The 15,551-nt window shown below is 72.1% G+C and carries 12 protein-coding genes; 7 read left to right on the forward strand and 5 right to left on the reverse strand.

From position 1 onward, the window contains the following. Window positions 1–160: 160 nt before the first annotated feature. The gene (locus AB0C12_RS28700; protein ID WP_360552945.1) at window positions 161–1,708 is read right to left on the reverse strand and encodes a ricin-type beta-trefoil lectin domain protein; all 1,548 of its coding nucleotides are present in this window, start codon (window positions 1,706–1,708) and stop codon (window positions 161–163) included. A gap of 319 nt (window positions 1,709–2,027) precedes the next feature. Between AB0C12_RS28700 and AB0C12_RS28705 the strand changes: the two genes are divergently transcribed. From AB0C12_RS28705 to AB0C12_RS28735, 7 genes are all read left to right on the forward strand, one after another. Then, window positions 2,028–2,231: a cold-shock protein gene (locus tag AB0C12_RS28705; RefSeq protein ID WP_023561244.1), complete on the forward strand. Its 204-nt coding sequence runs from the start codon at window positions 2,028–2,030 to the stop codon at window positions 2,229–2,231. A gap of 97 nt (window positions 2,232–2,328) precedes the next feature. Then, complete coding sequence (locus tag AB0C12_RS28710) at window positions 2,329–3,063, forward strand: 50S ribosomal protein L11 methyltransferase (protein WP_360552946.1); 735 nt, start codon at window positions 2,329–2,331, stop codon at window positions 3,061–3,063. A gap of 96 nt (window positions 3,064–3,159) precedes the next feature. Next, window positions 3,160–4,323, forward strand: coding sequence for an NAD(+)/NADH kinase (locus AB0C12_RS28715; RefSeq protein ID WP_360552947.1), 1,164 nt, complete (start codon window positions 3,160–3,162; stop codon window positions 4,321–4,323). Next, window positions 4,320–4,613 (forward strand): UBP-type zinc finger domain-containing protein, encoded by a 294-nt coding sequence (locus AB0C12_RS28720; protein ID WP_360552948.1) that lies wholly within the window; start codon window positions 4,320–4,322, stop codon window positions 4,611–4,613. The genes AB0C12_RS28715 and AB0C12_RS28720 overlap by 4 nt, the downstream gene beginning before the upstream one ends. A 10-nt stretch (window positions 4,614–4,623) precedes the next feature. Continuing rightward, the gene (locus tag AB0C12_RS28725) at window positions 4,624–6,282 is read left to right on the forward strand and encodes an FAD-dependent oxidoreductase (RefSeq protein ID WP_360552949.1); all 1,659 of its coding nucleotides are present in this window, start codon (window positions 4,624–4,626) and stop codon (window positions 6,280–6,282) included. Continuing rightward, window positions 6,283–7,728: an ATP-binding protein gene (locus AB0C12_RS28730; RefSeq protein ID WP_360552950.1), complete on the forward strand. Its 1,446-nt coding sequence runs from the start codon at window positions 6,283–6,285 to the stop codon at window positions 7,726–7,728. A gap of 148 nt (window positions 7,729–7,876) precedes the next feature. After that, window positions 7,877–10,987, forward strand: coding sequence for an MXAN_6230/SCO0854 family RING domain-containing protein (locus tag AB0C12_RS28735; protein WP_360552951.1), 3,111 nt, complete (start codon window positions 7,877–7,879; stop codon window positions 10,985–10,987). Between the two features lie 52 nt (window positions 10,988–11,039). Here the strand turns inward: AB0C12_RS28735 and AB0C12_RS28740 are convergent, their stop codons facing one another. The 4 genes from AB0C12_RS28740 to AB0C12_RS28755 all read right to left on the reverse strand — a co-directional run bounded on the left by AB0C12_RS28740 (window position 11,040) and on the right by AB0C12_RS28755 (window position 15,504). Then, a complete protein-coding gene (locus AB0C12_RS28740; RefSeq protein WP_360552952.1) occupies window positions 11,040–11,546 on the reverse strand; it encodes a DinB family protein in 507 nt (168 codons plus the stop codon). Window positions 11,547–11,563: 17 nt separating this feature from the next. Further along, window positions 11,564–12,319 (reverse strand): hypothetical protein, encoded by a 756-nt coding sequence (locus tag AB0C12_RS28745; protein WP_360552953.1) that lies wholly within the window; start codon window positions 12,317–12,319, stop codon window positions 11,564–11,566. 38 nt (window positions 12,320–12,357) lie between these two features. Then, window positions 12,358–13,683 carry an MFS transporter gene (locus tag AB0C12_RS28750; protein WP_360552954.1) on the reverse strand — a complete coding sequence of 442 codons (1,326 nt, stop codon included), beginning with the start codon at window positions 13,681–13,683 and terminating at the stop codon, window positions 12,358–12,360. A 123-nt stretch (window positions 13,684–13,806) separates the two neighbouring features. Further along, window positions 13,807–15,504: a S9 family peptidase gene (locus tag AB0C12_RS28755; protein WP_360552955.1), complete on the reverse strand. Its 1,698-nt coding sequence runs from the start codon at window positions 15,502–15,504 to the stop codon at window positions 13,807–13,809. Window positions 15,505–15,551: the final 47 nt, after the last annotated feature.

Consider the following 15,551-nt stretch of genomic DNA (forward strand, 5'->3'; position numbering starts at 1 on the left):
CTCCGGAGGGGGATGTGCGGGGATGCGCCTAATTATTAGGACTCCTAACTGCGGATCCGTTAATTAAGATCGTCATTAAAGTTTTTCTAACGGAAGCCGCACACAAAGAGTCGCCCGCCGATCGCGGACAGCGCGATCGGCGGGCGATAACAGTTATTCGCTATGCGCGACGCCACTTCTGGTTCGCGCCGCCGGTGCAGTCCCAGAGGATGAGCCGGGCGCCGTCGTTGGCGTTCCAGGCGTCGATGTCGACGCACTTGTTGGCCTGCGGGTTGACCAGGTCGCCGGCCGCCGACAGAACGAACTGCTGGGCCGGGTTGCCGCTGCAGGTGACGATCTGGATCACCGCCCCGTTGGCCGTCGAGCCCCAGGCGACGTCCATGCACTTGTTGTTGGAGGTCTGCAGCGTGCCGTTGACGAAGGTCCACTTCTGCGCCGCGGTGTTGTTGCAGGTCCACATCTGCAGCCCCACGCCGTCGGCGAAGTTGGCGTTCGGCACGTCGATGCACTTGCTGTTCAGGTTGCTGATCAGCGAGTTGCCCCCGCTGCCGCCGCCGCTCGTGGTCAGCGACAGGCCGTAGACGCCGAGGATCTCGTTGACCGGCTGGAACCACATGGTGCCGCCGGACGAGCAGTTGCCGCTGCCGCCGGAGGTCACGCCCTGGGCCTGGTTGCCGGAGATCCACGAGCCACCGGAGTCGCCCGGCTCGGCGCAGGCGTTGCTGCGGGACAGCCCGGACACGGCGCCCTGGGAGTAGACGATGGTCTCGTTGCGGCCCAGGATCGTGCCGCAACGCCAGCCGGTGGTGCGGCCCGAGCGGCAGACCGAGCTGCCGATCGCGGCGTCCTGCGAGCCGGCCACCAGCACGTTGCCGCCGGCGTAGTTGTTGACCCACGGCTGCGGGGTCCAGTTGCCGTTGGTCCGGACCCAGGCGTAGTCGTTGCCGGGGAAGGAGGAGCCGGCGAAGGTGCCCTGCGCGACGTTGTTGTTGCCCAGGGTCGGGCTGTTCACGCCGCCGCAGTGCCCGGCGGTGACGAACCCGCCCGCGACCGAGAAGCCCACGGAGCACAGCGTGTTGCCGTTGATCACGTACTGGTCACCGCCGCGGATGTCGTACATCGGCTTGGGCGCCTCGGCCGACTCGACGACGGTGACCGCCCCGGCTCCGCTGCTCTCGGCGAAGGCACGGGCGGCAGCCGCCCGGCCCGGGGCCGCGGTCACCACGACCTGGTTGGCCGCGACGTCGACGTACCAGCCGCGTACCACCGTGTTCTTGATCTTCGCCGCGTTCTTGTCGAGCTTGCGGCGGGAGGCGGCCAGGTCGGCGTCGCTGTGGGCGACGACCTTGGGGGTCGCGCCGGCCGCACGGACCGCGTCCGCCGCCGCGGGGTCGGTGACCGCCACGGTCAGCCGGGAGCCGTCCGCGGGGATCCAGGCGCCGCCGAAGCTCGAGCCGAGCCGGCTGCGCAGCTGCTTCTCGACCACCGGGGCGCCGGCCTCGGTGGCGAGCCGGGCCGCGATCTGGTGGTCGGTCAGCCGCAGATCGCGGCGCATGGCGGCGACCATGCCGGGGGCCATGTCGAATCGGGCGGCCGCGGTGGGTGCGGCCGGCGCGGGTGTGTCGGCGGCGAAGCTCGTGGCCGGTAACAGGCCCAGCACGGTGAGCGCCGCGGTGGCGACGCCCAGGGAACGGACAGCACGGGACATGGGGGATCCTTCCGCTGAGCAGGGGGAACTCCGGGGAACGGAGAGCGCTCTCTGGATCGGAGTCTGTCGATTTGTTAACGAAGTGTCAAGAAACTTCGCTGGTCGTTGTCCATCGATGTCAGCGCGTCGCGTGACGCCGTCCGGCGACGGAACGTGCTAGCTTTGTCAAGTTGCCGTTCCGATTTCTCATATTTGCCAGAGCCTGGTGGGTATCCGAACCCACCGGGCTTTTGTCGTATGAGTCCGGTTTCCTGATCCTCTACGGGCGGCGACGGAGTTCGCGAGGTGCGTGCTCCCTGTGGTTTCGAAAGGGTTCAGCATGGCTGTCGGCACAGTGAAGTGGTTCAACGCGGACAAGGGCTTCGGCTTCATCACCCAGGACGGCGGTGCGCCGGACGTGTTCGCTCACTTCTCCGCCATCGCCTCTGACGGGTACCGCACCCTCGAGGAGAACCAGCGGGTCGAGTTCGACATCGAGCAGGGCCAGAAGGGCCTGCAGGCGGCGAACATCCGTCCCATCTGACGAACGTCGGCGAGGGCCGTACCTTCCGCATCGCAGCGGAAGGCACGGCCCTCGGTCGTTTTCCCCCCGGCTCGACTCCTGCTATGAAACGAGTTCTGTGAAGACGTACTCCGGAGCCCCGTACGCGGCCGCGACCCACAGCGCCCTGCAGCGACGCCTGCTGCGTAACGCCTCATTCCCGCCGCGCACGGTGCAGCAGGACGCCCTGAAGATGGGCCCTGTGCCGATGGTCCCGGAGGTCCACCTCTTCCTCGCCGAGGACTCCGTACTGCTCTGGGCCCGGCTCGAGGCCGAGGACGGCGGCCCGCTGCCCGCGCCGTACTGGGCCACCCCGTGGCCGGGCGGTCAGGCCCTGGCCCGGTACGTCCTGGACAACCCGGAGGTCGTCGCCGGCCGCCGCGTCCTCGACCTCGCGTCCGGCTCCGGCCTGGTCGCCATCGCCGCCGCGCTCGCCGGTGCCGCCGAGGTGACGGCCAACGACACGGACGGCTACGCCATCGCCGCGATCCAGGCGAACGCCAACGCCAACGGCGTGCAGATCGCCACCGTGGCCGACGATCTGACCGACGGTGACGGTGCCGACTTCGAGGTGATCCTGGCCGGGGACTGCCTCTACACCGCCGAGGTCGCCGCCGTGATGCTGCCCTTCGTCGGGCGTGCGATGCAGCGGGGCGCGACCGTGCTGCTCGGCGACCCCGGGCGGGGCTACGCGCCGCCCGGGCTGCTGCGCACCCTCACCACCTACGAGTCGGCCCCCCTGGTCTCCGGCGAGGACGGCCAGCGCGACCGCACGAGCGTGCTCACCCCGGTGGCTGTGGCACTCACCAGCTGACGGTCCTCGCGGTTTCCCGGTCGGACGTGCAAGGCTGAACGCTGACACGCGTGCGACCGGGGGTGGCTGGATGATCGTGGGGTACAAGTCGTGGGCATGATCAAGGTGGTCGGGCTCGTCCTGCACCCGCGGCGGGACTGCGGTGCCGCCATCGACGCCATCGTCAGCTGGGCCACGTCGCGGGACGTCACCGTGCTCGGCCTGCACGACGAGATCAACCGGATCGACTGCGACGCCGTCGCGGTCGACGCCGAGGAGATGGTCGAGCGCGCCGGACTGCTGGTCAGCCTGGGCGGCGACGGCACCATGCTGCGCACGATGCGCCTGGTCGAGGGGCGCAAGACGCCCGTTCTCGGGGTCAACGTGGGCCGGCTGGGCTTCCTCGCCGAGGTCGATCTGCCGGACCTGCCGGGCGCCCTGTCCTCGATCGACGAGCACCGGTTCACCATCGAGTCCCGGACGGCCGTGCGCACGGTGCTGCCCGACGGCGAGGAAGTCTCCGCCTTCAACGACATCGCGCTGGTCCGGGTGCCCGGTGACGGCCTGGCCCACGTCGGCATCAACGTCGAGGGCAGCAACTTCGTCCGGTACGCGGCCGACGCCGTGATCGTCGCCACACCGACCGGCTCGACCGCGTACAGCTTCTCGGCGGGTGGCCCGATCGTCTCGCCCAACGTCGAGGGCCTGCTGGTCTCCGCGGCCGCCGCGCACTCCTCGTTCAACCGCTCGCTGGTGCTCTCCCCGGACGAGCAGCTCCAGCTCGACGTGCTGGCGACCAGCGGCCGGCTGGCCATCGAGGTCGATGGCATCATCCAGGGCTACGCCGAGGCCGGCCAGCAGCTCGCCATCATCCCGGTGCCCGGCGCCGCGCAGGTCATCCGCTTCGGCCAGACCTCGTTCTACGAGCGGGCCCGGCGCAAACTGCGGGTCGAGGGCAGCGCCCAGGTCGGCTCCGGTGACGCCACCGACGCGACCGTCGTGGACAGCTTCGAGCAGTCTCGCTACGAGATCCTGCTCGGCGGGGAGCTGGCCGGGGTCCTGCACTACCGCCGTCACAGCGGGCAGGTCGAGCTCGCCCACACCGAGATCGACCAGGCCTTCGAGGGCCGGGGGCTGGCCGGCCGGCTGGCCTCGGCCGCGCTGGAGGACGCCCGTGGCCGGTCCACGCCGGTCGTGGTGACCTGCCCCTACGTCGCCGGTTACGTGGAACGGCACCCCGAGTACAACGATCTGCTCGCCGCGAGAGGAAATCCCGGATGACCAAGCCTGTCTGTAGCCACCTCGACCAGGTCCAGGACGTCCAGCCGTCCGGTGACGGTTGCGTCGAGTGCCTCGCCGAGGGCGGCCGCTGGGTGCACCTGCGGGTCTGCATGACCTGCGGGCACGTCGGCTGCTGCGACTCGTCGCCCGGCAAGCACGCCACCGCCCACTTCCACGCCACCGGCAACCCGATCGTGCAGTCGTACGAGCCGGGTGAGAACTGGTGGTGGTGCTACCAGGACAACGTGGCCTTCGAGGTCGCGGACGCCCCCTCGTTCACGCATCCCTGAGGACTGAAGCATGGGCCACCCCGCCATCCTGACCGTCGACGACGATGCCTCGGTGTCCCGGGCGATCGCCCGGGACCTGCGCCGCCGCTACGGCGAGGCGTACCGGATCATCCGCGCCGCCTCCGCCGCCGAGGCCCTCGAGGCGCTCAAGGAGATCAAGCTCCGCGGCGGCCGGGTAGCCGTGATCCTGGCCGACTACCGGATGCCGCAGATGAACGGCATCGAGTTCCTCGAGCAGGCGATGGACCTGTTCCCGAACGCCCGGCGCGCCCTGCTGACCGCGTACGCGGACACCGACGCGGCGATCCAGGCGATCAACGTGGTCGACGTCGACCACTACCTGCTCAAGCCCTGGGATCCGCCGGAGGAGAAGCTCTACCCGGTCCTCGACGCGCTGCTGGACGCCTGGCAGGCCACCGGCGACCGCGAGGTCGAGGACATCCGGGTGGTCGGGCACCGGTGGAGCGAGCCGTCGTACCAGGTCCGGGACTTTCTGGCGCGCAACCTGGTGCCGTACAAGTGGCTCGCCGCGGACGACCCGGAGGGCCGCCGCCTGCTGGAGGCCGCCGGGGTCGGCCCCGAGTCGATCCCGCTGGTGGTGACCGCGGACGGCCGGGCGATGGCGCAGCCCAGCAACTCGGAGGTGGCCGAGGCGGTCGGGCTGTCGACGGCGCCGGAGCGTGACTTCTACGACCTGATCATCGTGGGCGGCGGGCCGGCCGGGCTCGGCGCGGCCGTCTACGGCGCCTCCGAGGGTCTCAAGACGCTGCTGGTGGAGCGGCAGGCGGTCGGCGGGCAGGCGGGGCAGAGCTCCCGCATCGAGAACTACCTCGGTTTCCCCGACGGCATCTCCGGCGCGCAGCTCACCGACCGGGCCCGCCGGCAGGCCGGCAAGTTCTCCGCCGAGGTGCTCAACACCCGCGAGGTGGTCGGGCTGCGCACCGACGGCTCGGCCCGCACGCTGCACTTCGCCGACGGCGGGGAGATCTCCGCGCACTCGATCGTGCTGGCCACGGGCGTCGCCTACCGGCCGCTGGCCGCCGAGGGCGTCGCCGAGCTGACCGGCTCCGGCGTCTACTACGGCTCCGCCGCGACCGAGGGGCCGTCCTGCGCGGGCAGCGATGTCTACATCATCGGCGGGGCGAATTCCGCCGGTCAGGCGGCGCTCTTCTTCGCCCGGTACGCCCGCAGCGTCACCCTGCTCGTGCGCGGTGACTCCCTCGAGGCGTCGATGTCGTACTACCTGATCCAGCAGCTCAACAAGATCGACAACGTGCGCGTCCGGACCCGGTGCGAGGTGGTCGGCGCCCAGGGCAACGGGCACCTGCAGGCGATCACCATCTGTGACAGCAAGAACAACACGGTGACCAGCGTCGAATGCGGCTACCTGTTCGTCTTCATCGGCGCCGAGCCGCGCACGGACTGGCTGGGCGGCGCCGTCGCCCGCGACGAGAAGGGCTTCGTCTACACGGGCCCGGATCTGCTCACAAATGGCACCCGTCCGGCGGGATGGGATCGGGACCGGGATCCGTTCTACCTGGAGTGCAGTGTTCCCGGCATCTTCGCCGCCGGCGACGTCCGGGCCAACTCGGTGAAACGGGTGGCCTCGGCGGTCGGCGAGGGCGCGATGGCCGTCACACTGGTCCATCGTTACCTGGAGGCACAGTAGATGTCCGCGCCCGTTGAGAGCGACAGGCTCACCCCGGCCGAGCTGAGGACCCTGTTTCTGTTCGAGAAGCTGACCGATGAGCAGCTGAGCTGGATCGCCGGGCACGGCAGCGTCCGGCACGTCGACGCCGGCCAGCTGGTCATCGAGGAGGGCGCGCCCGCCGAAGAGTTCTTCGTGCTGCTCAGCGGCACCATCGCGCTCACCCGCCGGGTCGGGCAGGACGACGTGCAGACCACCCGTACGGAGCAGCGCGGCGTGTACATGGGGGCCACCCAGGCGTACATCCGGGACGAGGGCCTCGAGCGTAAGTACATGGCGTCCATGCGGGCGCTCGACGACTCCGCCTTCTTCGTGCTCAGCGCCGCCGACTTCGGCTGGATGATGCGCGAGTGGTTCCCGATGGCGATCCACCTGTTGGAGGGCCTCACCCTGGGCATGCGCAGCACCCAGGCGGCGATCTCCGAACGGCAGCGCCTGGTCGCCCTCGGCGCGCTCTCCGCGGGCCTGATGCACGAGCTGAACAACCCCGCCGCGGCGGCGTCCCGGGCCACCGGCGCGCTGCGTCAGCGGGTCGCCGGCATGCGGCACAAGCTGGGCATGCTCGCCGCCGGCAAGGTCGCCCCGGAGCGGCTGGACGCGCTGGTGGAGCTCCAGGAGGACGTCATCGAGCGGGCCGCCAAGGCCCCCACGCTGACCGCCATGCAGGCCGCCGACCGCGAGGACGAGCTCGGCGACTGGATGGAGGAGCACCAGGTCACCGGCGGCTGGGACCTGGCGCCGGTGTTCGCCCAGGGCGGCCTCGACATCGAGTGCCTCGAGCTGATCAAGGCCAAGGTCGTCGAGCCGGGCCTGCTCGACCAGGCGATCCACTGGATCGGGTACGCGCTGGAGACCGAGCAGCTGATGAGCGACATCGAGGACGCGACCGGCCGGGTCTCCTCCCTGGTGGCCTCGGCCAAGCAGTACTCCCAGCTGGACCGGGCCGCGCACCAGTGGATCGACGTGCACACCGGGCTGGACAGCACCCTGGTCATGCTCGGCCACAAGATCGGCGACGGCGTCAAGGTGGTCAAGGACTACGACCGCAGCCTGCCCCAGGTGCCCGCGCACCCGGCCGAGCTCAACCAGGTCTGGACCAACATCATCGACAACGCGGTGCAGGCCATGCACGGCGCCGGCACGCTGACGATCCGCACGTACCGTGAGGACGACCACGTCGTCGTGTCGATCGGCGACACCGGGCCGGGTGTGCCCGAGGAGCTGCGCAAGCGGGTCTTCGAGCCGTTCTTCACCACGAAGGCGGTCGGTGAGGGCACCGGTCTGGGCCTGGACATCTCGTACCGGATCGTGGTCAACGGGCACGGCGGCGACATCGTCCTGCGGTCGCAGCCCGGTGACACCAGGTTCCTGGTCAGCCTGCCGCTGGCCGAGCAGGCGTCCCGTTAATGAGGTGAGCCGCGAGCTCCGGCTCCCTATGATCAGGCACAGCGGTGGGCGGCTCCCCGCGGTGCTTCCTTCTCCACGACTTCTAATGGCAACCTAGCGTCGCGACTCTCCGCCCACCGCTTCCGCATGTCCCGGGGAGGGTCGGACCATGGACGCATTCGCAGTCGTACTGCTGCGCCGTACCGCCAAGGTCGCGGTCTCCGCGGCCGGGCCAGCCACGACCGACGGCGCGGCCTGGGCCCGAGCTTTGGAGGCCGACCTCGCCGAGCGGGGCTGGCTGCTGCACCACGAGCTGCGGTCCGCCGCCGCGCGCCTGCCGCACCCGCTGCGGGTGCAGTGGGCGGACTGGCTGCTCGCCACGGTGGAGGAGATGGTCGGCGCCGACCGCACCATGATCCCGCTGTACCGCTCGTTCCCCGACACCCCGCGCGACACGGACGCGGTCTTCGTCCGCCGGCTGCTGACCCACCTGCTGGCCGTGCCCGGCGCGCCCTGCGTGCTCTGCGGCCGCGACGAGGGCGGCGAGCCGCTGGACCCGTGCGGGCACCCGGTGTGCCGGGCCTGCTTCTCGCCCGAGCAGTTCAGCGCCTGCCCGATCTGCGGCCGCCGGCCCGCGGCCGGCACGCCCTACCTGCCGATGGTCGCGCCGCGCGGGCACCGGCCGGCCGGACCCCCGATCCAGGTACGGCTGCTGCGCCTCGAAACGGACCCGGACGGCGCTGCGACCGCGCTGCGCGACGAACTCGTGGCCCGGCCCGCAGCACTGGGCGAGGCGGATCGGGCCGACCTGGCGGTGCTGGTCGCCACTGCCCCGACGGAGCTCGACTGGCTGCCCGAGACAGTGCCCGCGCGGGAGACGCTGGCCCTGGTCCTGGCGTGGGCGCTGCACGCGAGCGCGCTCACCGAGGCGTACCCGGCTGTGCTGGCCGAGGTGCGGCGGCGTTGGCAGACGGCCACCGATGCGGGGCGCACGCTGTGGGCGTACTCCGGGGGAGACCCGGGGCTGATCCTGCCCGCGCGGGCCGACGGGCCGTCCGCGCCCGGTGAGGCCTGGCGGCCGGTGGACGAGCCGGCCACGCCGGTGCCGGTCACCCGGGTGCGGGCCCTGCCGCGGGCGCTGCGCCGGGCGGTGCTCACGCACCTGGACGCGTGCGGGGCGGGGGCAGCGGCTGAGGATCTGCGGCGGCATGCCGCGGTGTGGAAGCGGCTCGGGGAGCGGCTGCACCCGTACGAGCGGGTGGCGGCCCACCCGGGCGCGGCGGTGGCGTTCGCGGCGCTGCGCGAGACCCGGACGGCACGGGAGTCCGCGCTCGGCGCGGCGATCGTGGCCGCCTGCGCTGCGGACCCGCGCCGCCTGGTCCTGACCGGGCATGACGACGGTACGGTCACCGTCCGCGTCCGCTCGCACGCGGCGCTGGTGGAGCAGGCGTTCGCCGAGGGTGATGTCGGCCGGGCGGCGCGGCTGCTCAGCGAACGCCCGGGTGAGCTGTGGCGGCGGGTGGATCAGCTGCTGCGGGCGTCCGGGCCGGATGGGCCCGGGGCGCTGACGGATGTGCTGCGGGACAGCGCGAGGCGGGTGTCGCCGGGGGTGCTGGCTGCGGCGGCCGCCGAGCTGAACGGGCGGGACGAGACGGTGGCGGCGACGCCGGAGCAGCTGGCGGCGGTGGCCGCGGCCCGGGCCGCGGGTGTGGTGCGCGCTCGCGGTGCGGCCTACACGACCGCCACGGCGGCCGCTCCGACCGCCGCCTCGGCCGGGGAGGGGCTGGGGAACGGCTTGGGGCGGGCGCTTCGGGCTGCTCTCGGAGCTGTCACCGGCCGCTCCGCCGCAGACGACGGACCACGCCCGGAGGTAGGTGCCGCGCGCCCGCTCGGCGAAGCCGCGCCGGTCGCGGACGCGGCCCCCGACGGTGGCGCCGGTCCTGACGGTGGCGCCGGTCCTGACGGTGGCGCGGGCGCTGACGGTGGCGCCGGTCCTGACGGTGGCGCGGGCGCTGACGGTGGCGCCGGTTCTGACGGTGGCGCGGCGGTTGATGGTGGCGTGGCGGAAGCCGGTGGCGGGCCGGGGGGCGGTGCCGCCGGGGTCGTCGGTGGGCGGCCCGGGCCGGGGATGCCGCGGCGTGTCTTCTTCCCGCGGGGCAGCACCGTCACGACCTGGACGGAGCCCGAGCGCCGCGAACCCCTGCCCGCCGCAGCGGTCGCCGCCGTGCGTACCGTCGTCGACGATGAGCTGGCCCGCCGGGCCGCGACCCTCGGTCGTTTCGACGTGGCGGTGATCGACGCCGCCCTGGCCCGGGTGCCCGCGCCGATGCGGGAGCGGGCCGCCTCGGCCCAGTTCGCGGGCTGGCCGCGGGGCAGCATCCGCGCGCTGCCCGGCGCCTCGGTGCTGCGGTTGTTCCTGCACTGGGAGGACACCGAGGACTCCCGGGTCGACCTCGACCTGTCCTGTGCGTTCTTCGACGCCGACTGGCAGCGGCTGGGGCACTGCGACTACACGGAGCTGCGGTTCGCCGACGACGCCGCCGTGCATTCCGGTGATCTCACCTCGGCGCCTGCCCCGCTGGGGGCCACCGAGTTCCTTGATCTGCGGCTGTCGCTGCTCGCCGAGCGGGGCGTGCGTTACGCGGTGCCGGTGGTGCTCAGCTACAACGCTGTGCCGTTCGAGCTGCTCACCGAGGCTTTCGCCGGGTTGATGCGGCCGCTCGACGGTGGCGCTCAGTTCGATGCCGCCCGGGTCGAGCAGCGGTTCGACCTCCGTGGTGACGCACGGATGCTGCTGCCGATGGTGCTCGACCTCGCCGACCGGCAGCTGCTGTGGACCGATCTCACCCTGCCGGGGCACGGCTACGGTCACAGCGTCGGCCGGCACGGCGATCAGCTGGCGCGGGCCGCCGCCGATCAGTGGGAGCACTTCGCCGGCGGCAACCGGGCGACCCTGCTCGACCTCCTCGCGTGGCAGGCGGCCGGCCGGGCGGACCGGGTGCTCGTCGCCCACGCGGACGGGACCTGCACCGAGGTCGCGCCCACTGTCGCAGCGATTCGTGCTGCCGCCGGCGCGGGCACCGGAGCGCCGGCCGCGCTGGACGGCGTTGAGGGTCGTACGGTGCTGGCCGCGACCACCGACGGGGAGGCGCTGGATCGTCTCGTCCCGGTCCGGGTCGCCGGGGGCTCGGTGGCGCTCACGGTCACCGGCCGGCCGGGAGAGCCCTGGACGCAGCTGCACGCCCCCGAGGCGATGGGCCAGCTCGCCGCTCCCCAGTAGACGAAGCCGTCGGCGCCTCCGCAGTTGCGGGAGCGCCGACGGCCGGGGTTCGTCAGTTCTCGAGCAGCCCGTGCACGTAGGCCGCCTGGCCCACGTGCTGGGTGTCGTCGTTCAGGATGCTCACCAGGCGCACGCCCAGCGTCACCGGCGGATCCCAGGACTCGTCCACCACCCGGTCCAGGTCGCCGTCCGTGAGGCCGGCGAGGTAGGACTGCGTGCGTTCGTGCACCGCCTGGTGGTACTCCACCAGCACCGCGGCGCTCTCCGGCCGGACGGCCAGGACCTGGGCGGCCGTGTGGGCGTAGCCGTTGTCGTCCGGGTCCGGCTGCAGGCCGAAGCGCGCGGCCCGGTCGCCGGTCACCCAGATCTGGTCCTGGCCGGTCAGTTCGGCGAGGTAGCCGTCCTGGATCCGGGTGAGGTGCCAGACCAGCCAGGCGACCGTGTTGGCCCCCTCGGCCGGGGGCGTCCGCAACTGCTCGGGGCTCAGCCCGTCGACGGCCGACCGTACGAGCTCGGGAAGCCGGTCGAAGGCCTCGATGAGCAGATCTTTGCTGTGCACTGACGCCCTCCGCGGTGCTACTCGGTCGCGCCCTGGTCCGGGGCGACGTCCTGGTTCGGCTGTTGCTGTTGCTGCTGGTCCTGCTCGCCGGAGCCGTCCGGGGTGGCCGGCTCCGTGCCGGTGTCCGTGGGCCCGGTCGTCGGGGCCGTGGTCGGCTCCGTCGTGGTGTCCGTCGGGGTCGCGGTCGGCTCCGTCGTCGCCGTGGGCTCCGGGTCACCGGTCGCATCCGTCGCCGGCTGCTCGCTCGGCGCGACCGACGGGCCCGGTGCGGGCCGGTCGGTGGACGAGTTGTTGCCGACGGCGTTGCCCAGGCTGGTGCCGGTGGTGTCGGTGACGCCGACCTTGGTGGACAGGGGCTCCCCGAAGGCCTTCTCGGACATCCAGATCGCACCCATGGCGAGCACGAACACCGCGGCGGCGAGCATCGCCGCCCGGCCCCAGCGAACCTGCCGCTTGCGGGCCGGCTCCGGGACCGTGTGCGAGGGCAGGTCCTCCTCGGTCGCCGCGGCGACCTCAGGGGTGCCCACCGCCGCCGGCGCCTTGATGAAGGTGGGCGCGATGGTGCTGAGCCGTGCGGCGCCCCGTTTCAAGGACCTCTGGTAGATCTCCGATCCGACCGAGCCGACGACACTGGCGACCGCGGCACCGGCGAGTGTGCCGGCTACTCCCAGGAAGGAGCCGATGACGGCTGCGGTGACTGCCGCGAGTGTGCCCGCGATGATTTTGGTGATCTCGATGCCGGACCAGATGCGGTCCGGTGCGTGCTCGCTCATGTCCTCCTCGCATCGAACTGCTGTAAGCGGGCAAAACGTCAATGTTTACCGATGCGCTCGCCGCTAAACCAACCCTTGTCGGCGAGCACCTCCCGCAGCGGCCGGATGATCAGCCCTTGCTCGTCGGCGAGGCGCTGTCGGGCCAGCTTGCGGGTGCGCAGGATGCCGATCAGGCCGATCGCCCCGATCGCATACTGCACCGACATCGCGATCTTGAAGTCCGCGATGCCGTACGTGGCCTGTCCGCCGGTGCGCGCGTCCAGGATCAGGCCGACGAGCAGGATCGACACCAGCGAGGCGACGAAGCCGCCCACGTTGACGATGCCGGTGGCGGTGCCGAGCCTGTTCGGCGGGTTGAAGGTGCGGGCGAACTCGAAGCCGATCATCGAGCCGGGGCCGCCGAGGCCGAGCGCGAGCACCAGCACCACCAGCACGGCCAGCGGCGCCCGCCCGGGCCAGGCGATGATCAGGCCCCAGCCCAGCGCGTTGGCCGCGATCACGCCCAGCACCAGCCACGAGCGGCGCAGCGGATGCCGTTGCACCAGCACCCCGACGACCGGACCGGCGGCCATCCCGGTCAGCACGAACAGGGTCAGCAGCACGCTGGCCGTGCCCCGCGACAATCCCTCCCCGGCCACCAGGAACGGATAGCCCCAGATCAGCGCGAAGACCGTGCCGGGGAACTGGGTGGTGAAGTGGGTCCACAACCCGAGCCGGGTGCCCGGATGCCGCCACGCGCTCGCCAGGTCGCTGCCGAGCTGGCGCAGCGTGAGCGCCTCACCCGAGCTGACCCGGCGCTGCGGGCTGTCGTGCAGCGCGACCAGCGCGACGACCGCCACGAAGATCCCGGCGGCGGCCGCCGAGATGAACGCGGTGGTCCAGCCCGGACCGGCCAGCAGGGCCGCCAGCGGTACGGCGCTGAGCACCTGCCCCAGCTGCCCGACGAGGCCGGTCAGCTGGGTCACCACGGGCACCCGCCGCCCGGGGAACCATTGCGGCACCAGGCGCAGCACGCTGATGAAGGTCATCGCGTCGCCGGCCCCGACCAGCACCCGGGCGACGACCGCCCCGGTGATCCCGTCGGAGAACGCCATCAGTGCCTGGCCGGCCGCCATGATGACGGCGCCGCCGACCACCAGCCGCAACGAACCGAACCGGTCCAGCAGCACCCCCACCGGCACCTGCAGGCCGGCGTAGACCAGCAGTTGCAGGACGGCGAACGAGGCCAGCGCGCCGGCGCCGATGTCGAAACGGACCTGCGCGTCCAGCCCGGCGACGCCGAGGGACGTGCGGTGCAGAACCGCGACCACGTAGGCCGACAGTCCCACGGCCCATACCGCCCAGGCCCGGGCACCGCCCAGCATGACAACAACTCCATCCGATCGCGTGCCCCCACCCTTTCTCCGAGGGCGGGGGCACGACAACGATCCGGGTCACAAAAGGGACGTGGGACCCGTCACGCCACTCGACCGGGTGGTTCCGCGGCGTCAGTCGAGCAGAGCCGGCGCCGGGGTGAGATGGGCGGTGAGCCAGCCGACCGTCTCCCGCAGATACTCCGCGCGGGAGGCCCGGTGTTGCAGCTCGTGACCCTCGCCCGGGAAGAGCAGGTACTTGTGCGGGACACCGCGCTCGGCCAGGGCCGCCGCCACCTGCTCGGCCTCGATCACCGGCACGTTGCTGTCGTTCTCGCCGTGCACGATCATCAGCGGCGTCCTGAGCTTGTCGATGTGCGTGATCGGGGACAGGTCGCGCAGCAGGTCCGCGTCGGCCACCGGGTCGCCGTACTTCGACACCGCCGCCGCGGCGATCCACGGCTCGGTGTGCTCGTAGAAGGTCGCGAAGTTCGACATGCCGCACACGTCGATGCCCACGGCGAACATCGACGGGTACGTCGTCAGCGCCGCCAGCGTCAGGTAACCGCCGTACGAGCGGCCCATGCAGCCGACCCGAGCCGGATCCGCCACGCCCTGCTCGACCAGGTAGCCCACGCAGGCCGCCACGTCACCGATCGCGGCGTAACGCAGAGCGCCGTTGTCGGCGTTGACGAAGCTGCGGCCGAAGCCGGACGAGCCGCGCACGTTGGGCGCGAAGACCGCGATGCCCCGGTCCACCAGCGACTGGAACAGCGGGCCGTGACCCGGGCGTTCCTGCGCCTCCGGGCCGCCGTGCAGCCACAGCACCGTCGGGTGCGGGCCGGTCCCGGCCGGCCGGAAGAGCCAGCCACTGATCTCCAGGCCGTCGTGCGAGGCGAAGCGGTGCAGCACCGGCCGGACCGCGTCCGGCGCCGGCTCCTCGATCGAGACCGGGTGCAGGTCGCCGTCGTACGTCCACACGCCGTGCGGCCGGCCCGGGCCCTCGGCGGTGAACGCCAGGGTGCTGCCGTCGAAGCACCAGGAGATGCCGGAGGCCACGGTCCCGGGCAGCTCGACCTTCGTGGTGTCGCCACCGCGCAGCACGGTCAGCTCGGACTCGCCGCCGCGGACGTTCCAGAGCACCGCGATCGCCCGGCCGTCCGCGGTCAGCGCGAACGACTCGACCTCGGCGGTCTCCGACGACGCCAGGATCTCGGCCTTGCCGTCGGCCACCCGGATCAGCACCGGGAGCTCGCCGGCGTCGCTGCGGGCGTACACCGCGCCATCGGGGCCGAAGCAGGCCTGCTCGCCGCTGGTCACGTACTCCTCGACGCCGGTCGCCAGGTCACGCACCACGATGTAGCGGCCGCTGCGCGGACCGTGGCGCAGCAGCGCCCGGCCGCGGTCGGGGGAGACGTCGAACAGCGACACCAGCTCGCCGGTGGTGATGACCTCGCGGGTGCCGTGCTCGGCGTCCACCAGCAGGGTGGTCTCCAGGTTTTCGGTGACCGCGAGCAGCGGGCGCCCGGGCAGCCAGCGCACGTTGTCGGCGCTGTCCGCGCCGAAGCCGGCCACCTGGTGCAGCGCCGAGCCGTCCGGGCGGACCAGCCACACCTCGGTGCGGGGCGCGCCGCCCGGAGCGATCAGACAGGCGAGCCACCCGCCGCCGGTGGACCACTGCACCGAGACGACGGGGTGCTCACCGGTGTCCACGAGGAAGGTCAGGTCGCTGCCGACCGGCTGCACCCACACCTTGGGCGAGCCGCTGCGGTCGGAGACGTACGCCGCGTGCCGGCCATCGGGCGAGAGCGCCCCTGACCAGCTGCCTGACACTTCCGAAGGGAGGTCCCCGGACTGCCGATTCAGCCACCCCACGGGCA

It is taken from the genome of Actinoplanes sp. NPDC048967, assembly GCF_040649415.1.
Taxonomy (GTDB): domain Bacteria; phylum Actinomycetota; class Actinomycetes; order Mycobacteriales; family Micromonosporaceae; genus Actinoplanes.